General features: G+C 63.8%; 23 protein-coding genes. 5 read left to right on the top strand and 18 right to left on the bottom strand.

From position 1 onward, the window contains the following. Positions 1-211 precede the first annotated feature (211 nt). The 5 genes from HY30_RS14660 to groES all read right to left on the bottom strand — a co-directional run bounded on the left by HY30_RS14660 (position 212) and on the right by groES (position 6208). A complete protein-coding gene (locus tag HY30_RS14660; RefSeq protein WP_051615529.1) occupies positions 212-1570 on the bottom strand; it encodes a PepSY-associated TM helix domain-containing protein in 1359 nt (452 codons plus the stop codon). 4 nt (positions 1571-1574) lie between these two features. Further along, positions 1575-3581 carry a TonB-dependent receptor family protein gene (locus HY30_RS14655; protein ID WP_034742541.1) on the bottom strand — a complete coding sequence of 669 codons (2007 nt, stop codon included), beginning with the start codon at positions 3579-3581 and terminating at the stop codon, positions 1575-1577. Between the two features lie 68 nt (positions 3582-3649). Continuing rightward, positions 3650-4096 (bottom strand): hypothetical protein, encoded by a 447-nt coding sequence (locus tag HY30_RS14650; protein ID WP_034742235.1) that lies wholly within the window; start codon positions 4094-4096, stop codon positions 3650-3652. Positions 4097-4212: 116 nt separating this feature from the next. Then, positions 4213-5856, bottom strand: coding sequence for a chaperonin GroEL (gene groL / locus HY30_RS14645; protein ID WP_034742232.1), 1644 nt, complete (start codon positions 5854-5856; stop codon positions 4213-4215). Positions 5857-5914: 58 nt separating this feature from the next. Beyond that, the gene (groES, locus tag HY30_RS14640; protein ID WP_034742229.1) at positions 5915-6208 is read right to left on the bottom strand and encodes a co-chaperone GroES; all 294 of its coding nucleotides are present in this window, start codon (positions 6206-6208) and stop codon (positions 5915-5917) included. Positions 6209-6420: 212 nt separating this feature from the next. Here groES and HY30_RS19425 point away from each other — a divergent pair, with 212 nt between their 5' ends. Continuing rightward, on the top strand, positions 6421-7602 hold the full coding sequence (locus HY30_RS19425) for a DUF3137 domain-containing protein (protein WP_051615528.1): 1182 nt from the start codon (positions 6421-6423) through the stop codon (positions 7600-7602). A gap of 484 nt (positions 7603-8086) precedes the next feature. After that, the gene (locus HY30_RS14630) at positions 8087-8305 is read left to right on the top strand and encodes a hypothetical protein (protein ID WP_034742226.1); all 219 of its coding nucleotides are present in this window, start codon (positions 8087-8089) and stop codon (positions 8303-8305) included. A gap of 84 nt (positions 8306-8389) precedes the next feature. Here the strand turns inward: HY30_RS14630 and HY30_RS14625 are convergent, their stop codons facing one another. The 6 genes from HY30_RS14625 to HY30_RS14600 are packed head-to-tail and all read right to left on the bottom strand — an operon-like array spanning position 8390 to position 14635. Beyond that, positions 8390-9340: an RDD family protein gene (locus HY30_RS14625; RefSeq protein WP_241765740.1), complete on the bottom strand. Its 951-nt coding sequence runs from the start codon at positions 9338-9340 to the stop codon at positions 8390-8392. After that, positions 9337-10341: a stage II sporulation protein M gene (locus HY30_RS14620; protein ID WP_034742223.1), complete on the bottom strand. Its 1005-nt coding sequence runs from the start codon at positions 10339-10341 to the stop codon at positions 9337-9339. Before HY30_RS14620 ends, HY30_RS14625 begins: the two co-directional genes overlap by 4 nt. Continuing rightward, positions 10338-11651, bottom strand: coding sequence for a DUF58 domain-containing protein (locus HY30_RS14615; protein WP_034742220.1), 1314 nt, complete (start codon positions 11649-11651; stop codon positions 10338-10340). The genes HY30_RS14620 and HY30_RS14615 overlap by 4 nt, the downstream gene beginning before the upstream one ends. After that, entirely contained in the window at positions 11648-12604 is a 957-nt protein-coding gene (locus HY30_RS14610; protein ID WP_034742217.1) for an AAA family ATPase, read from the bottom strand. Before HY30_RS14610 ends, HY30_RS14615 begins: the two co-directional genes overlap by 4 nt. Beyond that, complete coding sequence (locus HY30_RS14605) at positions 12591-13811, bottom strand: hypothetical protein (protein ID WP_034742214.1); 1221 nt, start codon at positions 13809-13811, stop codon at positions 12591-12593. The genes HY30_RS14610 and HY30_RS14605 overlap by 14 nt, the downstream gene beginning before the upstream one ends. Further along, entirely contained in the window at positions 13808-14635 is an 828-nt protein-coding gene (locus tag HY30_RS14600; protein WP_155839352.1) for a hypothetical protein, read from the bottom strand. The genes HY30_RS14605 and HY30_RS14600 overlap by 4 nt, the downstream gene beginning before the upstream one ends. A 142-nt stretch (positions 14636-14777) precedes the next feature. Here HY30_RS14600 and HY30_RS14595 point away from each other — a divergent pair, with 142 nt between their 5' ends. Continuing rightward, positions 14778-15245: a GAF domain-containing protein gene (locus HY30_RS14595; RefSeq protein WP_081812266.1), complete on the top strand. Its 468-nt coding sequence runs from the start codon at positions 14778-14780 to the stop codon at positions 15243-15245. Here the strand turns inward: HY30_RS14595 and HY30_RS14590 are convergent. The 6 genes from HY30_RS14590 to HY30_RS14565 all read right to left on the bottom strand — a co-directional run bounded on the left by HY30_RS14590 (position 15210) and on the right by HY30_RS14565 (position 22405). Continuing rightward, positions 15210-16994 carry a carboxylesterase/lipase family protein gene (locus tag HY30_RS14590; RefSeq protein ID WP_051615526.1) on the bottom strand — a complete coding sequence of 595 codons (1785 nt, stop codon included), beginning with the start codon at positions 16992-16994 and terminating at the stop codon, positions 15210-15212. The genes HY30_RS14595 and HY30_RS14590 overlap by 36 nt on opposite strands. Positions 16995-17065: 71 nt before the next feature. Then, positions 17066-18175, bottom strand: coding sequence for a cystathionine gamma-lyase (locus HY30_RS14585; protein ID WP_034742209.1), 1110 nt, complete (start codon positions 18173-18175; stop codon positions 17066-17068). After that, positions 18168-19151 (bottom strand): glutathione S-transferase family protein, encoded by a 984-nt coding sequence (locus tag HY30_RS14580; RefSeq protein WP_034742206.1) that lies wholly within the window; start codon positions 19149-19151, stop codon positions 18168-18170. Before HY30_RS14580 ends, HY30_RS14585 begins: the two co-directional genes overlap by 8 nt. Continuing rightward, entirely contained in the window at positions 19148-19570 is a 423-nt protein-coding gene (locus tag HY30_RS14575) for a DUF1330 domain-containing protein (RefSeq protein ID WP_034742203.1), read from the bottom strand. Before HY30_RS14575 ends, HY30_RS14580 begins: the two co-directional genes overlap by 4 nt. Positions 19571-19592: 22 nt before the next feature. Continuing rightward, a complete protein-coding gene (locus HY30_RS14570; RefSeq protein WP_051615525.1) occupies positions 19593-20153 on the bottom strand; it encodes an NUDIX hydrolase in 561 nt (186 codons plus the stop codon). Then, positions 20150-22405 carry a S9 family peptidase gene (locus HY30_RS14565; RefSeq protein ID WP_034742200.1) on the bottom strand — a complete coding sequence of 752 codons (2256 nt, stop codon included), beginning with the start codon at positions 22403-22405 and terminating at the stop codon, positions 20150-20152. Before HY30_RS14565 ends, HY30_RS14570 begins: the two co-directional genes overlap by 4 nt. Before the next feature lie 148 nt (positions 22406-22553). On the opposite strand from HY30_RS14565, the gene HY30_RS14560 reads away from it, so the two are divergent. Further along, positions 22554-23189 (top strand): tetratricopeptide repeat protein, encoded by a 636-nt coding sequence (locus tag HY30_RS14560; RefSeq protein WP_051615524.1) that lies wholly within the window; start codon positions 22554-22556, stop codon positions 23187-23189. Here HY30_RS14560 and HY30_RS14555 read toward each other — a convergent pair. After that, on the bottom strand, positions 23186-23935 hold the full coding sequence (locus tag HY30_RS14555) for a hypothetical protein (protein ID WP_034742197.1): 750 nt from the start codon (positions 23933-23935) through the stop codon (positions 23186-23188). The genes HY30_RS14560 and HY30_RS14555 overlap by 4 nt on opposite strands. A gap of 131 nt (positions 23936-24066) precedes the next feature. On the opposite strand from HY30_RS14555, the gene HY30_RS14550 reads away from it, so the two are divergent. Next, on the top strand, positions 24067-24999 hold the full coding sequence (locus HY30_RS14550; protein WP_034742195.1) for an MBL fold metallo-hydrolase: 933 nt from the start codon (positions 24067-24069) through the stop codon (positions 24997-24999). The last annotated feature ends 42 nt before the right edge of the window (positions 25000-25041 follow it).

Genomic DNA, 25041 nt, shown 5'->3' with positions numbered 1-25041 from the left:
AGACGTATGACCCGCGCACGCACGTTCCCGTTCACGCAGACCACTGGCCTGCGCGTGGGAGTCCCCGCCGCGACTCTGCGACGGGGATGATCTGTGCTGCTGATCGGGTCAGCTACGACCTCTTGGTGACGAAGGCGTGACAGTTAGCTTACAAGTATCTGTCGCCACAATTTATTGTCCGTTCCGTCACGAAACTTCCGCTGATCGGGCCTCAGCGTTTCGCAGTCGCCGCGCGCCATGCCGTGTCCAGACCAAGTGCCGCTAGCAGTGTCACGCCCGCCATCGGCAGGAACAGGGCAAGCGCAACAATCAGTATAATGACGCCTGCTGCGATCCGCCGGTCCGCCGGCATGGGCGGCACGCCGATATGGCCTTTCGGGCGCCGCTTCCACCACATAACGCCGCCGGTCACGCTCAACATCACCACGCCTAGCGCCGCGATCACGCCCAGCACCTGGTTTGCCCAGCCGAACAGCGCTCCCTCGTGGAAGGCCACGCCATAGGCCACGGTCCGGTCCGCCACATTCTGGTCGGCAAATCGGATGCGCATCACTTCATCGCCCGTCCATTTGTCATAATGGACGGTCTCATAGCGCGGGCGGAACTGCGGCATCGCCCGCACCGTCCACACGCCATTCTCGCCGCGCGGCGGCTGAATGTTCACCGGCGCCCACAGGCCCTGCGGCACCACCTTGTCCACCACGTCCTGCAGCGAAATCCCGGCAGGCGCCATCTCGCCCATCCCGGCGATCATGGCATTCTCGTCTGCCTCACTGCCGGTCTTCCAGAGGGCTGCACCGCCCATGTCGTGCCCCGCATGGGCCCCGCCGGACTGCAGCGTCACGAACCATTCCTGCCCGGGCGTCTTCAGCCCCGCCAGCGCCTTCGCCCGCGTGAACCCTGCGCCCCATACCTGTGTCCACGGCAGGCCCGACAGCAGCATTACCAGCACCAGCGCGCCGATCCACGCACCCGCACTACCATGCAGCTTCTTCCACATGTCCCGCCGCCCGAGGCGCACCGAAAAGTCCGGAACAAACACGCGCCACCACGCGACACCGCGCGGCCACCAGAGATACAGGCCCGTCACGATCAGGATGATCGTCCACGATGCCATCGTCTCCACCACGAGCGAGCCGCGATTGCCCCCCAGCAGCGTGCCATGGATGCGCGACACAAATGTCATGATGCGCCCATCGGATTTCACGTCATGCAGGATGGCGCCCGTATGCGTATCGAGCCAGAGATAGCGCGCCGGCCCGTCGCCAACGATCTCCACTTCCGCCGTCAAATCCTCCGGGCCGTCCGGCAACACATAGCGTTTGAGAACATAGCCCTCATGGGCAGCGAGCGCAGTCGCGACCAGCGCGTCGGCGGGCAGCATCGCGCCCGCCGCCCCTGACGCCTTTGCATTGATCCCGGCCTCCACGGCGGCCTCCACCTGCGGCTTGAACAGGTAGGTCGCCCCCGTCAGGGCCAGGATCACAACAAAGGGGATGACCACCAGGCCGGCCATGAAATGCCAGCGCCAGACGCGGTGCTGCAGCCCTGATCGGAATGCGCTCGCCATGGTCCTAGAACCTCGCCCGGATGCCGCCGAACACGGCCCGGCGTTCCACAGGATAGTAGATCGCCGACGCATCGGTCGCGGTGATCGCCGCGCTGACATCGCCGATGGCCTTCTCGCCGCCGAGGTTCCTTGCATCAAGGAACAGGTCCATGCGGTCATTCACACTCCAGCTGGCTGTCGCGCCCAGCAGCACGTAGCCGTCGACCTGCTTCGTGTTGTTATAGTCGGCATAGGGCCCCTCCGGAACCCATTCCACACTCGGCGCCACATGCAGCCGGTCCGTGCCCACGCGCAGCTCGGCGCGGTAAACATGTTCCGGCACAACCGGCAGCCGGTTGTCGCCATATTGCACATCGTCATCGAACCTGAAGTCCGAATAGGTGTAGACCTGCCGCAGGCGTAGCCAGTCGTTCAGCTGCAGCGACAGCCCGGCCTCGACGCCCTGATGCACCGTCTGGTCACCATTGAACGTGGAAGCGGGAATGTCCGCATTCACCGTATACTGAAGCAGCTCGCCATCAATCTCGGACCGATAGACAGACACGTCCCATTCCGCGATGCCCTTCCTGCCGCGCGTACCGGCCTCCAGGGTCCACGCCGTCTGCTTCTCCACCGGCACGAACGCCGCCACCTGCGCCAGCTCACCATAGCCGGGGAATTCGGCCGACTTGCTCAGGTTGCCATAGACCTGAATGTCCGGCGTCGCCGCATACAGCACGCCAAGCTTCGGCGAGAAGGCATTGAATTCCTTCTCCCCCTTCACGCCGGTCGCGCCACCCGAGAACAGGTTGAACTTCTCGAACTGCTCGCGCTTGCCATTGGCATAGATGCCGCCACCGATCAGCGTCAGCCTGTCGGTCGCGTGATAGCGCAGTTCGGAATAGACATTGCGCGTATAGGCCTTCTGGTCCGCATCGAAGGCCAGCGCGGCGCTCGCGCCATCATTGTTGATATAGCGCTGGTAATCGACATCGCCGAAGCGGGCCTCGCCGCCAATCGTGGCTTCCCAGCGGTCGCCCGCCCAGTCCCAGCGCGCAAAGGCGCCCCTGTCCTGCGTGTCCTGCTCGATCACTTGGAAGATAGGGTGATGCAGCGACTTGTCGTTCAGGAACACGCCGAGCTTAAGCTCGCTATTGTCGAACGCAATGGTCGTCTGGTTCTGCAGGCGCACGGACTCGATATCGCGGCCCTGATCACCCGTGAAGTTGCCGGTCTTCGGTTCATTCAGCGCCACCGTTTCGGTCAGCGCGCCCGGCAATTCCTGGTTCAGCTGGTTCACACTGGCATAGAAGCGCGTCGTGATCCGGTCGGTCACCGCGTAGCCCACATTTCCGTTGAAGCGCACGGACTCGCGCTTGGCATGGTCGCGGTCACCATCGGATGTATCCGCGCTCACAGCCCCCCAGGCGTCCAGCCGGCCCCCCGCCATGCCGCCCGAGACAAGCAGGCGCGCCGTGTCATTGCTGCCCACATCGGCCCGCACATAGACGCCCGGTGCCGTCCGGCCCGTCGGCGTCACGCCATTGATCGCGCCGCCCAGCGTGCCCGATCCATAGCGCAGGGCGTTCGATCCCCGGAACACTTCCAGATGGTCGAAGAAGATCGGCTCCAGCTCCTGGAAGTCGCCATTGTCGTCGGCCAGGTTGATCGGCACGCCGTCCTGCAACAGCGTCAGGCCGCGCATGTGATATCCGCGGCTGAGGCCCGATCCCCGAATTGAAATCCGCACTTCCTGCCCGAAGCGCGGCTGCGTGTAGACGCCCGGCGAGAAGGCCAGCGTATCGCGCAGGGAGACCAGAAAGCGGTCGGCATAGTCCTCGTGCGGCACCACGTCCGCGCCGCCCGGCGTCTTCGCCACCAGCGCTTCGGCTTCCAGCGTGCTGGCATTGTCGGTCACGATGATCGTGTCCTGATAGAGCGTCGCATCATCCGCAGCAGCGAATGGCGCACAGCCGAGCACGGCGCCCAGCGCGAAAAGGCTCACGCGGGAGCCCGATTTGAGATGTTTCATTGAAAGGTATTTCTCTTCTGGCGCGGCCATGGGCGCGCGCTTGGTCTGACAGGGTTAGCGGTTCAGTGTCAGCTGAAGAGAGGCGGCCCGCGTGCCGGCAGGGGAGCGGTAATGACGCGTGCGGCAGGTGGTGCCCGCAGCGGCGGCAGTGTGCGGTCATTGTGGCGCAGAATCGCAGGCACATCGAACGCATGGCCCGCATCCGCCTGCACCATGATTGACGCGGTCGCAAACGGACACGGCGCCATATGGCCCGGATCGCCATGGTCGCCATCAGGGGCGCTGTCGGAAGGCTGATCCGGCTCTTCGTCGCCATGCAGGCCGGTCACCTTGCGGCTCACCGGGTCGACCACAACGGTCCGCCCGGAGCACAGCTCGATCGTGAATCCGCCGCCCGTCCCGGCCGGCGCAATCATCCAGCCGGTCGGCACAGCAGCGCGCACCAGCAGGGCCACCAGCATCAGCGTGGCGACCGCCCGGAACATGGCAATACGAGAGAGCAGGCCCTTGCGCATGCCGCTCACTTAGCCAGCCGCCAAGAGGCGGGCAATTGCGCTAGTGTCGCACATGGCAAAACGGCCCTCCGTTTCCGGAGGGCCGTCTGTTCGTTTCGGTAGGCTTGGGGCCTGGACTAGAAGCCCATACCGCCCATGCCGCCCATGTCAGGCATGCCGCCACCGCCGCCAGCCGATTCTTTCTTCGGCGCTTCGGAGATCGAGCATTCCGTCGTGATCAGCAGGGCTGCGACCGAAGCTGCGTTCTGCAGGGCAGAGCGGACAACTTTAACCGGGTCGATGACGCCCATGGCAACCAGGTCGCCATATTCTTCGGTCTGTGCGTTGAAGCCGTAGGAGCGCGACTTGTTCAGCAGGATCGCATTGACCACGACCGAACCTTCGACGCCTGCGTTTTCGACGATCTGACGAAGCGGAGCTTCCAGTGCCTTGCGGACGATGTCGATGCCGGCTTTCTCGTCATCATTCAGGCCAACGACCTGGATGTTCTTCGAGGCGCGCAGCAGGGCCACGCCACCGCCGGGAACAATGCCTTCTTCAACAGCTGCGCGCGTAGCGTTCAGCGCGTCGTCGACACGGTCTTTCTTCTCTTTCACTTCGACTTCGGTCGCACCGCCAACCTTGATCACGGCAACACCGCCAGCCAGTTTGGCCAGGCGCTCTTGCAGTTTCTCACGGTCATAGTCGGAAGACGTGTCTTCGATTTGCGCGCGGATCTGCGAAACGCGTGCTTCGATGTCTTTCTTCTTGCCGGCGCCATCAACGATGGTCGTGTCGTCTTTCGTGATCGACACGCGCTTGGCTTTGCCGAGCATTTCCATGCCGACGTTCTCAAGCTTGATGCCGAGGTCTTCGGAGATGACCTGGCCGCCTGTGAGGACAGCGATGTCCTGCAGCATGGCCTTACGGCGATCGCCGAAGCCCGGTGCTTTGACGGCAGCGATTTTCAGGCCGCCGCGCAGCTTGTTCACGACCAGCGTGGCAAGCGCTTCGCCGTCGACGTCTTCAGCGATGATCAGCAGCGGCTTCTGCGACTGAACAACAGCTTCGAGGATCGGCAGCATTGGCTGGAGCGAGGAAAGCTTCGACTCGTGAAGCAGGATGAGGACGTCTTCGAGTTCGACGTTCATCTTGTCAGCATTGGTCACGAAGTAAGGCGACAGGTAGCCGCGGTCGAACTGCATGCCTTCAACGACATCAAGTTCGGTTTCGAGCGACTTGGCTTCTTCAACCGTGATGACGCCTTCATTGCCGACTTTCGCCATGGCTTCAGCGATCATCGCGCCGACTTCAGTGTCACCGTTTGCGGAGATCGTGCCGACCTGGGCGATCTCTTCGTTGGTTTTCACTTTCTTGGAGCTATGTGCGAGGTCGCGAACGACTTCCGCAGCGGCTTTCTCGATACCGCGCTTCAGGTCCATTGGGTTCATGCCAGCGGCAACGCGCTTCATGCCTTCGCGAACGATGGCCTGTGCGAGAACCGTGGCAGTCGTCGTGCCGTCGCCGGCAACGTCGTTGGCCTTGGAAGCGACTTCGCGCAGCATTTGTGCGCCCATGTTTTCCAGCTTGTCTTCAAGCTCGATTTCTTTGGCGACGGTGACGCCGTCCTTCGTGGTGCGCGGTGCGCCGAAGGATTTTTCGATGACGACGTTACGGCCTTTAGGGCCGAGCGTGACTTTCACGGCGTTGGCCAGCGTGTCGACGCCTTTGAGCATCTTTTCGCGGGCGTCGGAGCCGAAAACTACATTTTTGGCAGCCATAGTGAGTTACCTCTTTGAATGGTTTGGAATTTCAGGAGATCGCGGCAGGGGTGGGAGCCTATTTGGACTCCAGCACGCCCATGATGTCGCTCTCTTTCATGATGAGCAGCTCTTCGCCTTCGACGGTGACTTCGGTACCGGACCATTTGCCGAACAGGACACGGTCTTTCGCTTTCACGTCGAGCGGGATGCGCTTGCCGTTATCATCAAGAAGGCCAGCGCCAACGGCGACAACGACGCCTTCCTGTGGTTTTTCCTTGGCGGTGTCGGGAATGATGATCCCGCCTTTGGATTTCTCTTCTTCCTTGACGCGGCGCACGACAACGCGGTCGTGGAGGGGACGAAGTTTCATATTGAGCCTCTCGCTTTTCTACGTAGGTTCGGGGTTGAATCTGGGGCGTTGGCTCTGGAACGGAGAGGAGTGCTAGCACTCACCCGGCCCGACTGCTAACGCTGCAGCGGAGTTAGGAGGGCTTAAGGCGCGCGTCAACGGGCCAGCCGTGAATATTTTGTTCGCCAAAGGGCCAGGGATGCTATGAAATCAGGCATCTGGAGGGGCAGGGCATGGTTAAACTGGCATATGACGCTTCGGGCCAGCCCGTTAAAGTGCCCGCACTGGAAGCGATTGCGCTCACACGGCCCGAATTCTTCTCCGGCCCGCGCATCTGGGGCGAAACTCTCGCGCCGGCCCTTCAGGCCCGCGAAGCAGACCGGCGCACCACTGTCAAAAAGGCCTGGCGCAAGACGATCATCGCCGCGGTGCTGCCCATGCTCCTGCTGCTGGTCCTGTCGGTGCCATTCCCGTTCCTGCTCGGCGGCTGGCCCATCGTCCTCTTCTTCGGTTCGGGCATTTCCGTCGTCCTCGTCTCAGGGCTCGACTGGCTCAAGGTCTACCACATGAAGGCCACCACGAAGGAACTCGTCCTCGGCGCGGCCTGCCAATGCTTCGACTTCACCTACGAAACACTCTCGCCGGACGTCTCCCGCGTCACCGACCTGAAAAGCTTCGTCGCCGTCGGCCGCGCCTACCAGAAGACATACGGCACGCCTGGCGCCAGGACGGGCAGGAAACGCAAGCGCGGCGGCCAGACGCGCATCACCACGCCCTTCGGCAGCGCCAGTTTCGGCAGCTCCAATGCCACCGGCCCGGATTGCCCGACCCCCGCTTACGACATCCTCGAAAGCGCCAGCCTCCTGCCGGGCCACGATTCCCGCGCCTTTGAAGACCTGATCAAGGGCACCCGCGCCGGTGCCAACTTCGCTTTGGTCGAATGCCGCCTCGAAACGAGCGGCGACAATGGCGGCACCGTCTTTCAGGGCCTCCTCTTCCACGTCGAATATCCCCAGCGCTTCCTCGGCCGCACACTCCTCGCCCGGTCGCGCTGGTGGAAGCGCGGGAAGGCCTCGAAAGACCTCAGCAAGGTCCGCCTCATCTCCGCCGAACTCGACAAGGCCTTCACCGTCTATTCCAATGACCAGGTCGAAGCCCGGCTCCTGCTGACGCCCGACCGTCTCGAACGCCTCCTCGCGCTGGAGCGCCACTTCTCCGGGGGAAAGCTGCGCGGCGTGTTCGAGGACGGCCACATGACAATCGCGCTCGAAGCCCCCAACCAGTTCGAGGCCGGCTCCATCTTCAAACCCCTTGTCGACCCGGCCCGCTTCACCACCGCCCTCATCGAACTCGGCTTGGTCTGCGACGTCATCGACGGCTTCCTCACCCGCGACTGGGCGGCGGACAAACTGTAGGAAAACCGCGCCTCTCTCCGCCCCCTGCAAAATCATGCCTACAATGCTTGCATGTTTCCGCTCGATGATCAGGACATGGAGATTGTGGCGCCCGAGAGCTGGCTGCGCCTCGGCTCGATTGTGGGCATGGCGCTCGCCTTCTTCGGTGAAGCCCTCGACGTCCTGCCACGCGGCCTTGCCGCGAAAGTGTTGGCGGTCCTCAAACCCGGCGAAGCCATGGCCCGGCGTCTCCTCTACCTGATTGCGCCTGAAGTGTCCGTGCCTCCTGCGAAAGCCGGACCCTCCGGCCACGCGGTTCACGCTCCGACTCACCCATCTCCCGTATCCCCTGCGCAGGCAGGGGCGGCGTCCCGGAAGGCTGCATTCCGCTTCACCGAACCCCAAAGGCCCCCGCATCCGCTTCCTCGACGGCCCGCCGCTTCCGCCCAGGCCGCAACGCCCCCCGCGGGCGCCGCAGTCTGGTGCAAGGCTTCTGGCCCGCATCATGGCCCTGCAGGATGTCATCAATTACCCCGACGCCCACGCCAAACGTCTTGCCCGCTGGCTCGCCCGGCGCCGCGCTGCCGGCGCCAAGCGCCCCGTGCCCTTCAATTTCGACAATGTTCCGGGCCTCAACCGCCAGCGCCTCGACCCTGACCTGCGCGCCGACGCCGAATTTCTCAACGCCGCCGCCCACTACAAGGCCACCGCCCCACCGGGTTAGGTCCTGCGCCACTTGAACCCATCTCCCGTTCGCGGGAGAGGAGGGGCCCATTGCGCAGCAATGGGAGGTGAGGGCCCTTAAACCCTACCGCCCCGTATCAAACTTGTCGGTCTTTCGCTCGCCCAGCAACATGCGCTGTTCGAGCCGCTTGCGCAGGGCCGCATAATAGGCCTCCAGGAAAGCAAGGTCGGTCTCGCCAGCCGTCCGTGCCCAGCCGATCTTGCCCCGGATCCGCTCGGCCACCTGCAGTTTGATGTCGGGCGTGGACTGCCGCAGCACATCCTCGAGGACATGCAGCTCGTGAATGCCATAGGCATCCGCCTGCGCCGGCGTGAAGGCAAAGCGCGCGCCCTGTTCCGGCGTCATGATCGCCGACGTGATGTCGCTCATCAGCTGCGCCTTGGGCGTCTTGATCACCCAGGTCCCGGCCAGCAGGTCGCCGACCCGCATCTTGTCCCTGTTGAACACCGGGAAGAACAGGAACACGCCCGACCAGGCCAGCCCGAACAGCGCCATCCAGCCGCTGATCTGGTCGCTGCCGAGCCCCATGGCCACGAATTGCAGCGGCAGGCCCAGCTCCACCTCGCGCATGAAATTGCGCGCCAGAACGGCGTCCGCCGTCAGCCGCCCGCCATCGCGCGTCGCCACCCTCAGGCCAAGCGCCCGCTTGCCCGGCGTCGCCGCCTTCCGGCCGATCTCGAAGAAGATGTAATAGAAGTTCCGCACGAAGAAGTAGAACACCATCCAGAAGGCAAAGGCGAAATTCGCCTGGTCCATGCCCATCGCGCCCAGGGTGTAAATCATGCCCAGCAGCACGCCGATCACGATGGCCCACTGGATCGCCACGTCGATGGCAAAGGCCCCGGCGCGCTCCGCCACGGTGGCCAGCTTCAGGCGGATCTCCGCGCCCTCCGGCGTTACCAGTGTGCGCGTCAGCTTGCCCACGCGCATCTGCTCGGCCAGGCGCGCCCGGCGGCGCTGGGCGGCCTCCATGCTGATGCCGGGGCGGCCCGGCGGAACGGCGGTATTCGTCATGTGTCACGCCCCGCACGCGGCAGGTAGAAATAGGCGCACCAGAGGAAGAGGGAGACCGCCGCAATCGTGTAGCGCGCCACGTCGGAATTGATCAGCTGCCGCCCGAAACCTTCCAGCAGCGCCGCGATCACCAGCATGATGACGCAGCCCATCGCCATGGTCGCCGCCTTCTGTCCCGCCGCCCGCGCCGAAGCGAGCCGCGTCATCCGCCCCGGAAACGCCACGGCCCCGCCGATCACGAAACCGGCCGCCCCCGCCAGCGTGATCGCGAACAGTTCCGTCACGCCATGGATCATCAGCCAGCCGGTGAACTCAAAGCCGAGCCCCTTCTGCCAGAACACGGCATAGAGCGATCCGATGGTCACGCCATTGTAAAGCAGCAGCCACGCCGTCGGCAGGCCGAACGCAAAACCGAGCGCAAAGGCGAACAGCGAAATCTGCGCATTATTGTTGAACAGGAATCCCGAGAACGCGGCCAGGTCGCTCTGCCCATGATCATTCGGATCAGTGTAAATCGTCGAGCGCAGATACTCGACCGTCGCATCCGGATTGCGCCCGTCGAACAGGCTTTCATTATGGAAGGTCCAGAACCAGTCCATGTCCTGCATGCAGAGGAAAAAGGCGAGTCCGATGCCGCCGAAGAAGAACAGGAAGGCCAGCAAGGTGGTCCCCACTGCGCCACTCACGGCCTCCGGCCAGCCGCGCCGCAGGAAGTCCATGATCCGCTCGCCCAGTGTCGTGCGCGCGCCGTAGACGAAGAAATAGGCCCGCGTGCACAGGCTCTCCAGATAGATGATCACGTTCTGGTCCAGCGAGATTGACTTCGCCACCGACAGCGAACTCACCGCCTGCCGGTAGAGCCGGGGCAGGGCGGTCATCTCGTCATCGGAAAGCGCATTGACGCCGCTATTCTCCGCCCGCGTCAGGATCAGGTCCAGCTTGCGCCAGTCGCTCTCGCGCTCCTCACGGAAGCGGTAGGATTTCAGCGTGTCGCCTCTCACAGCATGTCCCTCTGCTTGATCTGCAGGTAGCGCGAAATCAGCGCGCCGCCAAAGGCCTCCGGCGTGGTCTCGATGATCTGCACGCCCATCCGCTGCAGGCGCCGGAACACGACGTCCCGCTCGGCCAGCAGCCCGTCGGCAATCACGGCGCGCGTTACATCCAGTGTCTCTTCCGGCGGCGCATCCACCATGCCGGAAAGCGCCGCGTCCTCGAACGTCGCGAACAGCACGAGATGCCGGTCGGTCAGCCGTTTCACGTTCTCCAGCATCAGCTCTGCCGAGATCGTGTCGACGAAATCGGAAAAGATGATGACCAGGCTGCGCCGCTCCAGCCGGCTCGCCAGCGTGGAAAGGGCCAGCGTGTAATTGGTTTCCTGCGTCGAATAGTCGAGGCTCGCCGCCATGCCCTGCGCCTTGGGAAAACCGCGCGGCCCGCTCAGGAATCCGGTCGTCAGGCCGGGCCGGGAATCGAACCCATAGAACATGGTCCGGTCGCCCTGGCGCAGCGAGACATAGGAGAGCAAGAGCCCCGCATTGATCGCCCGGTCGATCTTCGGCACGCCGCCCAGCGGTTCGCTCATCAGCCGCCCGGTATCGAAGGCGAACACGATATTATGGTTGCGCTCGGTCCGGAATTCCTTGGCCAGCAGGTTGCGGTGCCGCGCCGAATGTTTCCAGTCGATGGCCCGCCGGTCCATGCCGCTGGAAAACTCGCGCAGCGCATCGAACTCGCTCCCGTCGCCCCGCTCGATCTGCGTCTTGATGCCGAAGGCCGCGTCGCGCGAGAACAGGCGGATCGCCTCGTCCTTCACCCAGCGAATGTTCGGCGTCACCGGAATGTCCCGGTCCAGCTCCAATATGTGCCGCTTCTGAATGAGGCCCAGCGGCCCCTGCCACCGGCTCCACAGGCGCACCAGTTTCGCCATGCCCCGCCGCTTCGGCGTCAGCTCAAATTCATAGGGCCGCTCATTGCCCTCCCAGCCGCGCAGGCCCTTGGCGGGGATATCTTCCAGAAGCGCATTCATCTCCAGCTGCACCTGCACCCGGCGCGGCAGCGGTCCTTCCCTGAAACGCAGCACCAGCGGCAGCGGATCGCTCCCGCCGACATAGAGCAGCGGCGGCACGTCAAGTTCGGCCTCATAGGCCCTGAGCGACGCGCCAATCATCGCGTCCAGCAGGATCAGCGCACCCACACCGACAATCCAGCCTGCGGAGAGGATCCACAGCGCAGGCGCCATCAGCGCCACGGCCAGCATCAGCGGCACGCCGAGCAGCATCAGGAAAATTGCGCGGGGGGTTGGCGAAATCACCTTGGCGCCGCCGTCTGATCGATAATGCCTGCCAGTGTCTCGTCGGTCGTCTTGCCTTCGATCTCGGCACCGGGCGAGAGAAGAATGCGGTGGCGCAGCGCCGGCAGGGCCAGCATCTTCACGTCATCCGGGATCACGAAGTCGCGCCCGTCAATTGCCGCCCGCGCCCGCGCCGCCGTGGCCAGCGCCGCCGCTGCTCGCGGGCTCGCGCCGGTCTCCAGCGCCGGGGTCTCCCGCGTCGCCCGGATCAGGTCGACGATATAGGTGATGATGTCATCCTTCAGCTTGATGCCCGCGACCGTATCCACCGCCGTGTCCAGATCCGCCGCACTGATTGCCGACTCGATGCCGAACGAAGCGGGCGTGTTCATCCCGGTCCGCATGCCGTGCTGGGCAACGATGGCGAACTCTTCCTCGCGGCTCGGATAGTCCAGCGTATGCTTGAACAGGAAACGGTCCAGCTGCGCCTCGGGCAGGGGATAGGTGCCCTGCTGCTCGATCGGGTTCTGCGTCGCGATCACGGTGAAGCGCGGGTTCAGCGGATAGGTGTCGCCGTCAATCGTCACCTTGCGTTCCTGCATCGCTTCCAGCAGCGCGGCCTGCGTCTTCGGCGGCGTCCGGTTGATCTCGTCGGCGAGCAGGAGGTCGGTGAAGATCGGCCCCTTGGTCAGGCTGAACTCGTTTGTCTGGAAGTTGAATAGGTTCGTGCCCAGAACATCCCCCGGCATCAGGTCGGGGGTGAACTGGATGCGCCCGAAGTCCAGCGAGATCGCCTTGGCAAAGCATTGCGCCAGCAGCGTCTTTGCCGTTCCCGGCGGCCCTTCCAGCAGCACATGCCCGGACGAGAACAGCGCCGTCAGCAATATGTCGACCGTCGTGTCCTGGCCGACCACGGCCTTGCGCACCTCGCCGCGTATCTTCGCCGCCAGGTCCTTGATGTCACTTACGTTCATGTGTGCCTCTCCTGAGAATGTCGCGTCGCCAGCGATAGAGTTCGCGGGCTTTTGTCATGAGCTCCTCGCGGTTCGCGGAGGGGCCTCTGAGGCCCGCCTCCATCTGCGAGAACCGCTTGCCGGATTGTTCCTCGGGGCCCAGCCGGTCGAACAGGTCCGACAGCTGTGCCTCGGTCATTGTCTTTGGCGCCGCGATCTCGCGCGCCACCCGCCGCCGCATCATGGCGAGATAGCCCGGCGCCATCCGCGTCTCCCGCCGCGACATCGTGAACAGGCCGGCCGAATTGTCCACCAGCGCCTGCTTGCCCAGCGCGATCACGCGGCCATCGCGCACCGTCGGCCCGAAGCGCACCAGCGCAGCCCAGCCGAGCAGGAAGGCCGCAGCCAGCGCCGCCAGTGTCGCGCCGACATAGGGAATGTCGAACATCATCTGCATCAGGTTTTCAGAGCGGACGAAGCCGTGCAGCGTCGCGTCAAAGATGATCGGCTCGGCCGCGTCATAGCGCACCCAGTCCATCAGCTGCACCGCGAAGCGCGCATTCTCCCGGTCCGCCAGGCCGAACGTGTTCAGCATGTCGGGGTCGGCGAGGATATAGATGTCCCGGTCAGGCATCTTGCCCAGCAGGATGCCGTCCTCGGTTCCGGCCAGCTCGATCAGCGTGTCCGACTTGATCACCTGCATCTTCACATCGGGCTTCAGCTTCATGTCGCCAAACGGTGTCTCGGTCAGGCGCGGCACGTCGATACGGCCGATCTCGCCGGTCACGTTCAGCTTGCCCAGCAGGTCGTTCACGGTGCTCGCATCGGTGAACCGGGTGTCGCGCTGGCGCTTGGCGTTGAACGGGTCGACCGTGCCGACCCATTTGGGCAGCACGATCAGTGTGGTGGGTTGCAGGTCTGTCTTTTCAATGTCGCCGGCGCCCCAGGCCGGCAGCGTCACCACCATCACGCCCCAGTCCCGGTCGGTCAGCCGGTGTTCCAGCCGCGAGATCTCGACCGGATAGCCCTGATCCTCCAGCAGCTGGACGATGCCATTATAGCCGATGGCAGAGGTCGAGAAGGGATGGTCGCCGGCATGGTTGCGGTCGCGCAGCTCCGGTGACCAGCCGGCCAGCACCATCACGGCGCCGAACGAGACAATCGCGATGGTCAGCATGATCGCCACGGTCCGCGCCGCGAAGGGAGAGCCTGTATTCGTCTCGCTCATGCCCAGCCCTCACCGAAGGCAAAATGCTCATAGGATTCGCGCGCCGTCTTCCAGCCCGCCGCGTCGACCTCGCGTCCGCCGAAGAAGCTGTGCTCCACGATCTGGATGATCGGGCCGAGCCCGCGCTTCGCCCGCTCCGGCAGATGTCGCAGGCTGCCGATCTCCCGCGCCGTCAGCGAGCGCGGCACGCCGCCTTCGAGGCGCTGCTGGATATCATTGATCGAGCGGAAGAGGAGCAGGTGCACGGCCTCGGCAAACTTGCCCGCCCTGGCCAGCGCATCGGCCTCTTCCAGCAGGGTCAGTGCCTCCTGCGCATCGGGGCGCAGGTCCGGCAGCACGTCATCGGGATTGTCCACCTTTCCCTTGCCGTCACGGCCAAAGCGCACGCGGAGTGCCTCGCCAAACAGGAAATAGAGCACGCCCGCCACCACCAGGCCCACGGCAATAAAGAAGACGACCTGCAGGAGCGGCCCGAGGCTCCCGAGAAATTCAAAGATCGCCTGCAACCAGCGCGGCGGTGGCTTGGGTGGCTTGAAGTCCTCGGGCGGCGCATCATATTCCGGCCGCTTCAGCTGCAGGTCCGTTTTCTTCAGGTAGGCCGCATGGGCCCGGTCCAGCGCCTCGAGATCGGTCTGCGGACCGTAATCATCGTCTTCATCATAGACATAGGTGTCGTCATCATAGGTGTCGGCGCCATCATCGTGCAGGCCGCCCGTCTCCGGGGCGGCGGTCATGTCCGGCAGCGTGTTCTGGGCCAGCCCTACAGGCGTTGCCAGCGCGGCGCAAAGCGCGAGCAAGGCTGCCATCCGGACCGGAATGCTCACGTATCGACCCTCCTGCCTCAGGCACCCTGTTGCCTGTGCGTGTGACAGACTATTCCAGAGGTTGCCCGCTGCTTCAACGACCTATTGCCCTATTGGCCTGGCCATCCGATATAGCCGCTCCACGGCAAGGATGAGGCGGAATATGGACAAGGCTGAACACTATCGCGATCTTAAGGCGGAAATCGACAGCGTCGTCGCCGGTGAAACCTCTGTAACGGCCCGCTATGCCACGGCGGCCTGCATCCTGGCGCAGGCCATGGCGCCGCGCTTCTTCTGGACCGGATTCTACGTTGTTGACCCGCTGAAGGACCGCGAACTCGTCGTCGGGCCCTATCAGGGCACGCTGGGCTGCCTGCGCATTCCCTTTGGCAGGGGCGTCTGCGGCCATGTCGCGGCCACCGGCGAGCCGATCATCGTGCCGGATGTGCACGCCTTCCCGGGCCACATTGCCTGCGATTCCGCCTCGAATTCCGAGATCGTCGTGCCGGTCTTCGATGGTGACGGAAAACTCGCGGCGGTTCTGGATGTGGATTCAACGTCGCTCGACGCGTTCGACGAGGTGGATCAGGCGGGCCTAGTTGCTATCTGCAACAGCCTCCTCGTCGCCTGACACGGCGGCCAGCGGGTCCACGTTCAGGGCCATGTCGCGCGGGGCGAGCACTTCGGTCACCATGTCGATCCGCTCGTTGAGCTTCTCTTCAAGGATATCGAGCTTGCGGGCGCGCAATTCGCGGTGCGGCTCCAGCGGATAGTGCAGCTCCATCCACGTGTCCGTTTCGGACGTGTAGGGCGGCCATACCGGCACGCCATCGCTGTTCGGATTGCCCGTCTTCGCGAAATTGGTCCAATAGGTCATCATCGTCTCGGCCAGTTTCTCGTCGCTGTGCGTGACCGGCAGCAGCGGGAAGGGCTTGCCGAACACGAACGGCACTTCGGCCGCATGATAGGCGCCGAGCGTCTGGTGTTTGGAGGGCGGCACGCGCGAGAAAATGTACATCCAGGTCGGCTGACCGGTATCGGCATTATGCTTGCCGAGGAAGCGCATGTGGACGCCGAACACGTCGTCGCCCAGCATGTCGACCGCGCCGCGGTCCCAGGTCTCAAGGCTTTCCATGCCATAGAGCGACTGCAGCGCCTTGGCCGGGTTGGCGCCGAACACATCGGCCAGCGCCTCTTCGCGTTCCTCCAGCGTGCCGACCATCGGTCCCGCCATCAGGGTCGGCGAGCGGATATCGTCGTAGAACAGCGTGCCTTCATCGGCATTGTATCCGGCCAGCATTGGCAGGTGGGGCACATTGCCGTCACGGATGGCCTTGCCGATCATTTCAGGCAGCACCTTGCCGTCAACGACCGGCAGGAAATAGTCGCCGAGGTCGCTGCGCACCTTGGCCCGCGAGATGATCGCGGCGGCCGGGATGGCGCGCAGGTCAGCCGCTGTCGCGGCGGGCGGTGCGAGGGTCGAGAGGAATTCGGTGCCGACGTCCTCGGCGCTGCGCACGCTGGCGAGCGGGGATTTCGACAGGTGGATGGCATTGCCGCTGCTCGATCCGCTTTCGAGGATCACCTTGTCGAACAGGCCGGCCGACATGGGCGAGGCCATGAGTTCGCTGACCGATCCTGCGCCGGCGCTCTCGCCGAACACGGTGACGTTATTCGGGTCGCCGCCAAAGCTCGCAATGTTCTGGCGCACCCATTTGAGCGCGGCCATCTGGTCCAGCAGGCCGTAATTGCCGGACGTTCCGTCGACTTCCGTCAGCGCCGGATGCGCGAGATAGCCAAGGGCGCCGAGGCGATAATTGATCGTGACCAGAACGACGCCTTTTTCGACAAGGCCGTTCGCCTGGTAGAAGCTGGACGAGCCGGAGCCGGCCTTGTGTGCGCCGCCATGGATCCACACCATAACGGGCGCGGGCTCTGCGCCGCCCATGTTGCCGGTGCGGACATTCAGGAAGAGACAGCTTTCGGATTCCTGCGGGGCGGGCTGGGCGGCGAGGTATTTCTCGGCCACGAACCGTTTCCACCAGGGCAGGCCATTGCCTTTCAGGATGTTGTCGACAAAGCCGGCGAGGCTGTCACGGCCCTGCAGGCATTCGGGGCCAAAAGTGCGGGAATCCCGGGGAATGGCGCCCCATTGCGGCGGTATGTCCGGCGCGCTCCAGCGCTGCGCGGTGGCATAGGGCAGGCCGTTGTAGACCTGGATGTCCGGGTTGTCGTGGTCCACGCCGCCGATGATCACGCCCTGCGCAATGCGCAGCGGTTCTGTCCGCTCCAACGGCGCGGCCGGCTGGTTCAATTTGAACCAGCCCCAGGCCACTCCGGCGACCAGAACAAAAAAAAGTACTATACTAAGACGTTTCATTGCGTGGTTCCCACCTGCAATTCGCAAGAACTATACCAGATTTAGAGCCGTGTCACGACAACCGGTCCGTCTCAGGACAGTGTATCGAGGGCCTGTGTCACGGCGGCCACAAGATCTGGGGTCGGCTCAATGCCGGCGGCAAACCGTATGAAGCCCTCCGGCACCTCGTCGCCCCACCGGGCCCGGCGCTCCGCACTCGAATGGACGCCGCCGAAACTGGTGGCGGGGGAGAGCAGGTGGCAGTCTGCGATGAAGCGCTCCGCATTCGCCTTATCGGCGAGTACAAAACTCACAATCGGCCCGAAACCGTTCATTTGCTTCAGTGCCACCTGGTGAAACGGGTCATTCCCCAATCCGGGGTAATGAACGGCCTGCACCGCCTTGTGGCCCTGAACGGCTTCCGCCACGGCCAGCGCATTGGCGTTCATCCGGGCGAGGCGCACCTCCACGGTCGCGAGCCCACGATGCAGCAGGAACGCGTCAAAAGGGCTGACAATCGCCCCCGCCAGCCGCCGCCATGTCTTCACGCCCTCGAACAGTTTCGCGTCGCGCGTCGCCACATGGCCGCACAGAACGTCCGAATGACCCGCCATGGCCTTGGTGTCCGACATGACGCTGAAATCGGCGCCAAGATCGAGCGGCTGCTGGATCAGCGGCGACGCGGTCGTATTGTCGACCATCACCAGCGCGCCCGCCTCTTTCGCGCGCCCGGCGGTTTTGGCAATGTCGCATACGGCGAGGCCCGGATTGGACGGCGACTCGATCAGGACCAGCTTGCAGTCCTTGAAATCCGCCTCGGCCATCTCCGCCGTCGGACAGGTGCGCATCGTCACGCCCATGGGTTCGAACTGGGCGCTGAGCAGGTTGCGGACATTGTAATAGCCATCGGACGGCACGAGCACCGTGTCGCCGGGCCGCAGAACCGAATAGAAAACCGAGGCAATCGCCGCCATGCCGGACGGGAAGCAGACCACGTCTGCCGCCTCCAGAATACCGATTTCGGCCTCCACCGTCTCCACGGTCGGGTTGCCATTGCGGCCATAGAAATGGCTGCCGTCCGGGTCGCCGGGCAGGTGGAACGTGGATGAGGCATGGATCGGCAGCGCCACCGCCTCGCCCTTTGCGAGGCGTTCGGTGCGGTAATGCAGCAGCCGGCTGATCGGCGATGGGGTGTCAGTCAAGCAGGGAGGCTCCTTTGCCAATGGCGGCAGAAAGGGCTGCCTTGGCAGCGCTGTCCAGTGCGGCCCATTCGCGCTTCAGCGCCTCAAGGCATTTTGCCTGATACTTGAACACGCCCTGTTCATAGCGCCCGCCTTCGACTGTCAGGCTGAACGTTTCCGCCCCGGCCGCCAGTGCCTCTACATTGGCCTGCAGGAAGGGCAGGTAGGTATCGCCGCAAATCGTCAGCAGGTCATTGACCGGGTCGCTGAGCCCCTCCGCCCAGCCGCCTTCAATGCCGCCCGCATCATCGGCATGGTCCAGCCAGCGATAGAGGTAAGGCGTCTGGGCGCGCAGCCAGGCCATCGGCGTCGGATCATAGGACATGACTTTCAGCTGCCCGTAGAAGCCGAGGTCCGCCAGCGACACCGCATCGCCGAACAGGAAGCGCGTCGGCCCCAGCGCCATGGCCTCCAGCGCCCGGTTCGCCCGCTTCCAGCTCGCCTCGATCAGCGGTGCGGTCTCCGGCGTGCAGCCGACAAGGGCCATGCGCGAAATCTGCCGCGCACGAATGCCCGCAGCGGTGTCCTCCACGTCCTTGCGACCGGCATTGGGCAGCGTGTCGAAGATCAGCCAGTTAGCGCACCATTCGGCATCTTCCTCATAGAACCAGCGATAATGGAACATGGCCTTCATGAACCATTCGTCCGCCATGTCCTCCAGCAGGAGGCAGGCAAAGCGCTGCGCGGGGTCCGGCGGCAGCAGGGGGCGCCCCTCGTCTTCGATTGACAGGAGGAAGGGCGTGGAATCATTCGTCCACGTCCCATCGGGGCGCTTGATGACCGGGATGACCGGCGCCTTCACGTTCGGCATGATCTGTCCGCGCTCCTCGCCCGTCATGCCGGTCCATGTATGCGGCAGGCGCTTCGCCCGCATCGCCGCGCGCACCTTCATCGAATAGGGCGAGCCGAGCGCGCCATAGACCTCGTACCCGCTCATACCTTGTCTCCACTCACCCAGCTCGGCCGCGTCACGATCAGTTCCTGGCAGAGCAGACCCGCCTCGCGGTGGCGCGACATGGATTTGTAATCCTTGTGGTTCAGCGTCGCGATGAAGGCCTGCCGCGTCGGGAAGTGGTTCACCAGCACGCCGTCCCAGTCGCCCTGTCCGATGAAGTAGCGTTCGGTCGAGGCCAGCAGCAGGGTCGAGCCGCCGACTTCTTTCGCGGCTTCCGTAAAGGCCTCGGAATAGCGCATATAGGCCGCTTCGCCGCTGATCGCCTCGCCATGCTCCGGGTCGTCCGGGGCGTACTCCGCCTTCACGCGGAACTTGAGCAGGTTCACCTGCGCGACGGGCCCGTCATACGGGTCGTCACGGAAGGCGCGGAACTGGTCGGCAGTGGGCTGGAAGGCTGGCATGGGGTTTCCTCTTCTGGCGCGTCTAAGGGCGTTTATCTGGATGCTTGCCGAAATAGCGCTCGGTGTAAAACAATGCCGCCGCGTGAAGGCCGTGCTGGGCGTCGAGGTTTTCGTAGGCAAGAAATTCCTCATACGGCATTTCCAGCACTTCGATCTCCTCGTTCGGGTCGAGCGATTGATCGTGGGTCTTCGTGCAGCCGGTGGCGAGGAAATAGTGGATCTGGTTGTTCTGGATGGCCGGGTTCGGGTAGCAGCTGCCAACCGGGATCATCTCGCGCGCCGTATAGCCCGTCTCCTCCTGCAGCTCGCGCCGCCCCGCTGCTTCCTTGTCGGTTTCGCCCGGATCCATCACGCCGCCCGGCACACCCAGCAGTACGACACCGCCCGCATGGCGATACTCGCGGATCAGCACCACATTGCCTTCATCCGTGACGGGTATCATAGTTACCCATTCGGTGAATTCCAGAACATGATAGGTCGGCACGACATGGCCATCCTCGCGCTCGCACTTGTCGGTGCGGAGGGAGAGGAACTTGTCCTTGAAGGTCTGGTGGCTCTCAAGGGTCTTCCAGGGTTTGATCATGTGGATTTGTCTTTCAAATGCCGCTCCAGAAACGCTATGCGGGTCTTCATCAGGTGTACCTGGAGTTTCTCGCCGCGAATGCCGTGGCGCTGGCCGGGATAGGTCATCAGCTCGAAAGGCTTGCCCTTCTCCTGCAGCGCGGCCATCAGCCGGGTCGTGTTGTCGAAGGTGACATTGTCGTCGGCCATGCCGTGCATCAGCAGCAGGGGCGTCGTCAGATTGTCGACATAGGGGAAGACGCTGGAGGCTTCGTAGCCGTCCGGATTGTCCTCCGGCGTGTCCATGTAGCGCTCGGTATAGAACGTGTCATAGAGCCGCCAGTCGGTGACGGGCGCGCCGGCGGCGGCAGCGGCGAACGTGCCCTCGGGGGCCTGCAGCACCGTCATCAGCGTCATGTAGCCACCGTATGACCAGCCCTGGATGGCGATGCGGCTCGCGTCCACGAAGGGCTGGGCTTTCAGCCAGTCGACGCCGGCCAGCTGGTCGCGCACTTCCGGCCCGCCCGTGCGGCGATAGATGACGTCCTCGAACTGCTTGCCCCGGTTGGCGCTGCCGCGATTGTCCAGCCGGAAGAGGATGTAGCCCTCGCGGGCATAGAACTGGTCCGACACGCGGGCCCATTCATTCACCACGGTCTGCACATGCGGCCCGCCATAGACCTCGACAATGACGGGATACTTTTTGGCGGGGTCGAAACCCGGCGGCTTCAGGATGGAGTAATGGAGGTCCTGCCCGTCCTCGGCCTTCAGCGTGCCGAATTCCGGCAAGGAGTGGTCTGGAAGGAAGGGCGCATAGGGATGGCTCTCGTCCAGCCTGTTTTCCTCGATCCACGCAATCAGCGACCCGTCGGCCCTGTAGAGCCCGACCTGCGGCGGCTGGCCGGGCGACGAGCTTGCACCAACAAAGGACTTGCCGTCTGGCGCCATCGTGATCGCCCATGTCTTGCCGGGTTCGGTAATGCGCGAGGGCGCGAGATCGGCATCGCGTGAAATTAACTGGGCATTGGCACCGCCGAGAGCCGGAATTCCGGCATGGTACAAGTGGCGTTCGAGGGGAGAGTCCTTGAAGCCCGTGAAGTGGATATCCATGCGCTTGGCGCTGGCCATCTTCAACTCGTCGACCGCCCAGTCGCCACCGATGTGACGGGGCGGCGCGCTGCCTGAAGCGGGAAGCAGGCAAATCTGACGATAACCATTCGTTTCGTCGCTGAGCGCGATGCCCCAATCGCCGAGGCTCTTGAAGTCTGTTGAGAGATTGATCCAATTCGGCTGCCGGTCGAGCGTTCGATGTGAGGCTTCGTAGAGGCGCACGCCTTTTGACGGATGCTGGAAGACCATGAATTGTACAAGATCGAGATCCGTCTGATCGCGGTTCACACGTTGTACGAAGAGCGTATCCTGCGCCCAGTTCACCCGCGCGAGATACTGGTCCGTCGCAGGTCCCCAATCATTTCTCCGCCAGTTGATTTCAACTGTCTCGCCCGTCGCCATGTCCCGAACGAACAGGTCCACCACGGCATTTGGCCGACCGGCGCGCGGGTAGCGCTGCTCGATGACGCTCACCTTGTCCGCCTCGATGTCGAACCGGGGGATGATATCGACCGGGGACTCATCCACGCGCGTATAGGCGACATAGCGGTCGTCCGGGCTCCACCAGTAGCCGGTGAAACGATGCATCTCTTCCTGTGCCACGAATTCGGCGACGCCATACGAAATCGCTTTGTCCGGCTCGGCGGCGGGGGAGAGGCGGGTCTCCTCGCCGCTCGGCAGGTCGATCGCGTAAAGCGCCCCGTCGCGCACGAAGCTGGCATAGCGGCCGCCCGGCGAGACCTTCGCGTCGGTCTCGAAAGCATCGCTATCCGTCAGCTGGCGAACCTCAGGCGCGCCGTCGCCAAGCGTCACCAGGAACAGGTCGCCGCCCATTGGCACGAGCAGCGTGTCCGCCGTGCCCCAACTGTAGTCGACAATGCCTTTTGCGCCCGCGATGCGCTTTCGCTCCCGCGTGGCTTTCTCCATTTCCGAGAGTTCTGCTTCGACAGGTTGAAGAAGCTGCGAATCGATCAGGCGGCTCTGCTGGCCCGTTTTTACGTCAAACTGCCAGAGGTCGTAGCGGTCCTGCTCGTCGGGGCGGCCTTTCAGGAAGGTCACGCGCTGGCCGTCCGGCGAGAATTGAACGCCCCTCGGAGCCGGTCCTGACAGGGAGGGGGAGCCATAGAGGCGTTCAATCGTCAGGACTTCAGGGGATTCAGGCAATGGTGCTCTCCGCGTGTTCTGTAGCGCACACTAGCGATCATCGGGCTTGTGTCATCCCGCCGACCGGAAATCGCGCACAGATTGATAATTTGTGGCGAAACTGTGTTTCGTGTCTGGTCAGGTTGAAGACGTGAATTAAAGTACACCTATGGATGAGGGGAACGCCATCTACGAACACGCTCAGGCACTGCTCGCGGGCAGTGAGGGAGGCGAGTCGCTGGTGAAGGCGGCCGAGGCGATGCGCAAGGCGGCGAATGCCGGCCACGCGGCGGCAGCCAACAATTTCGGAACAATGCTCCATCATGGCCGGGGGGTCCACAAGGACCTCGCTGCGGCCCGGGCCTATTACCATCAGGCGGCCGAAACCGGCCTGCCCACGGCGCGCTTCAACCTGGGTTTCATGCTGGTGCGCGGCCTTGGCGGCGAGAAGGATTTGCCCCGCGCGCGCACCCTGTTCCTGCTGGCGGCTGAGGATGGCGAGGTCGACGCGATCACCCATCTCGGCGCAATGATGATGACCGGAACGGGCGGCGATCAGGAATTCAATTCTGCCCGCGAATGGTGGACACGCGGGGCCCGCTTGGGCGACAGCCGCTGCGCCTTCAATCTCGGCATCGCCCATGCCGGCGGCCATTGGGGCGAGTCCGACTTCATCGCCGCATGGCACTGGTTCCGGGAAGCTGAGAGGCTCGGCAATGCCGGGGCAGTCGTAGAGCTTGAGCGGCTGGAAAGCGTCATGTCCGACGAGGAACACGCCGCCGCCAAGGCCTGCGCCGCCCGCTAGACCGGGCCGCGCTCATAGAGCCAGGCATAGCCGATCACGAAGGTCGACAAGGCGATGAACAGGTCGCCGCAAAGCGCAACACACGCGAACAGGAGGCCGCGCGACGCCCGACCCATCTTGCTCACGGCCGCAGGCAGCCCCCGGAACACAGTCAGCGCATAGATCACGCCTGTCAGTGCAAGCGCCGGCATGAGCGTCTGTTCGAACAGGGCTGCATCCAGCAAGGGGATGGCGAGCGTCGACAGGACACCGAGCAAAAGGCCCGGCAGCAGGGCCGCGAAGTAGAGGCGCAGCCGAAGGGGCGCCCGTGTGCCCTTGCCCCATATCCGCACCACAAGGGCCAGCAGGCCGTGCACGAAAAAATAGCTGAACGGGAACATGACCAGCCACAGGCCGAGATAGTCCTGCGTGAACTGGTCCATGTCGCCATAGCCAAGCACATCGGAATCGGTGAGCCCTGCCTTGGTCATCTGGTGCAGCGCGCTGTCTTCGCCGCCCCAGAGGAAGCGCAGGAAGACCATGGCGGCGATCAGGGTGAACACCAGCCGGATCGAGGGCGTGTACTTGCCCAGCCAGTCCGCATCGCGCGCCGCCGCGAACACTTTGCGCGGCGTGGCCAGGACCGCCCACATCGAGCCCAGCGCACGGACATTCAGGCCGAAAAGGTCGTCCAGCAGCGCGTCCCAGCCGGAAGCGCGGCTCATGTCGTCATCGGCACCTTTTGCCTGTTTCACCGGTTCACTCATGGCGGGACTCCCGATGCCATTGGGCGGCATTTGAGCGTGAAATCAAGCGCGGGGTAAACCGGTCTGAACGATAAACAAATTTCATTCCGTTCAGAATGCTGTTAGGTCTCCCCCAAAGGGGAGGACATAATATGCTGAAATGGATTCTGGGTATCGCCGGAGCGCTTGTCGTCGTGGCGGCTGCGGCTGGCTGGTGGCTGTTCGTTGGCTTCAGCCACGCGCCCAAGGCAGCGGCGGGGCTGATGGACATAGACCAATGGCGCAGCATGGTGCGCGAAGGCGGCGGTACGCTGCCGACAGAGGTGCGCATACTGGAAGTCGGCCGGGATTCTGCGCCCATGGTGGCGGCGCGCGCCGGAGCGTGGGGCGGCAAATGGGAGACGAGCTATAATTCCGTGCAGCTGGTCTATCCGGACAAGACAATCGTCATTGGCGGGGCGCTGGATCGCCTCACCTCCGAGGGCATGGTGGCCGCACCGGACGACTGGTCGTTCGATGACGCCGCCTATGAGCAGCTGACGGCGGCCATGCTGCGCGCCGACCAGGTGCTCATCACGCACGAGCATCTCGATCACGTCATGGCCATCGCGCGCCACCCCCAGCCGGACGCGCTGGCGCCGCGCCTTGTGCTCAATGCGCCCCAGATTGCCGCCCTGCCGCTGTTCGCGATTGGCGAGCTGGCGCCGGCCTTGCGCGATCTTGCCCCGCGCCTTGATGGATCGGTCCAGCTGGTTGCGCCGGGCGTTGTTGCGATCCCCGTACCCGGGCATACGGCGGGCAGTCAGTTGTTCTTCATCACGCTGGAGAATGGCCATGAATACCTGATGATCGGCGATATCGTCTGGACCATGACCTCGCTCGACGAGCTGGTCATGCGGCCGGTCTTCACCCAGTACGCCGTGATCGACCCGAACGAGGACCGCGCGGCCGTCAAGGACCAGATCCGCGCCCTGCACGACCTCTGGGAAGCCAATCCGGAGGTGACCCTCTTCCCGAGTCATGACCGCACATGGCTGGAAATGCTGGAGCAGGAAGGCCTGATCAGCTGGGGTTTTCAGGACTAGCATTGCCATTGACGGCTTGATTTTCCGCTGCGCGCGCGCGAG

The organism is Hyphomonas chukchiensis (assembly GCF_000682695.1).
GTDB lineage: Bacteria > Pseudomonadota > Alphaproteobacteria > Caulobacterales > Hyphomonadaceae > Hyphomonas > Hyphomonas chukchiensis.
Note: the sequence above shows the minus strand (reverse complement) of the source record. Positions and strands in the feature narration are given on the sequence as shown.

What these genes read in the sequence shown, in the direction of transcription:
- HY30_RS14660 (WP_051615529.1), bottom strand. Translation starts at nt 1,570, where the DNA reads ATGGCGAGCGCATTCCGATCAGGGCTGCAGCACCGCGTCTGGCGCTGG.
- HY30_RS14655 (WP_034742541.1), bottom strand. Translation starts at nt 3,581, where the DNA reads ATGAAACATCTCAAATCGGGCTCCCGCGTGAGCCTTTTCGCGCTGGGC.
- HY30_RS14650 (WP_034742235.1), bottom strand. Translation starts at nt 4,096, where the DNA reads ATGCGCAAGGGCCTGCTCTCTCGTATTGCCATGTTCCGGGCGGTCGCC.
- groL (WP_034742232.1), bottom strand. Translation starts at nt 5,856, where the DNA reads ATGGCTGCCAAAAATGTAGTTTTCGGCTCCGACGCCCGCGAAAAGATG.
- groES (WP_034742229.1), bottom strand. Translation starts at nt 6,208, where the DNA reads ATGAAACTTCGTCCCCTCCACGACCGCGTTGTCGTGCGCCGCGTCAAG.
- HY30_RS19425 (WP_051615528.1), top strand. Translation starts at nt 6,421, where the DNA reads ATGGTTAAACTGGCATATGACGCTTCGGGCCAGCCCGTTAAAGTGCCC.
- HY30_RS14630 (WP_034742226.1), top strand. Translation starts at nt 8,087, where the DNA reads ATGGCCCTGCAGGATGTCATCAATTACCCCGACGCCCACGCCAAACGT.
- HY30_RS14625 (WP_241765740.1), bottom strand. Translation starts at nt 9,340, where the DNA reads ATGACGAATACCGCCGTTCCGCCGGGCCGCCCCGGCATCAGCATGGAG.
- HY30_RS14610 (WP_034742217.1), bottom strand. Translation starts at nt 12,604, where the DNA reads ATGAACGTAAGTGACATCAAGGACCTGGCGGCGAAGATACGCGGCGAG.
- HY30_RS14605 (WP_034742214.1), bottom strand. Translation starts at nt 13,811, where the DNA reads ATGAGCGAGACGAATACAGGCTCTCCCTTCGCGGCGCGGACCGTGGCG.
- HY30_RS14595 (WP_081812266.1), top strand. Translation starts at nt 14,778, where the DNA reads ATGGACAAGGCTGAACACTATCGCGATCTTAAGGCGGAAATCGACAGC.
- HY30_RS14590 (WP_051615526.1), bottom strand. Translation starts at nt 16,994, where the DNA reads ATGAAACGTCTTAGTATAGTACTTTTTTTTGTTCTGGTCGCCGGAGTG.
- HY30_RS14580 (WP_034742206.1), bottom strand. Translation starts at nt 19,151, where the DNA reads ATGAGCGGGTACGAGGTCTATGGCGCGCTCGGCTCGCCCTATTCGATG.
- HY30_RS14575 (WP_034742203.1), bottom strand. Translation starts at nt 19,570, where the DNA reads ATGCCAGCCTTCCAGCCCACTGCCGACCAGTTCCGCGCCTTCCGTGAC.
- HY30_RS14570 (WP_051615525.1), bottom strand. Translation starts at nt 20,153, where the DNA reads ATGATCAAACCCTGGAAGACCCTTGAGAGCCACCAGACCTTCAAGGAC.
- HY30_RS14560 (WP_051615524.1), top strand. Translation starts at nt 22,554, where the DNA reads ATGGATGAGGGGAACGCCATCTACGAACACGCTCAGGCACTGCTCGCG.
- HY30_RS14555 (WP_034742197.1), bottom strand. Translation starts at nt 23,935, where the DNA reads ATGAGTGAACCGGTGAAACAGGCAAAAGGTGCCGATGACGACATGAGC.
- HY30_RS14550 (WP_034742195.1), top strand. Translation starts at nt 24,067, where the DNA reads ATGCTGAAATGGATTCTGGGTATCGCCGGAGCGCTTGTCGTCGTGGCG.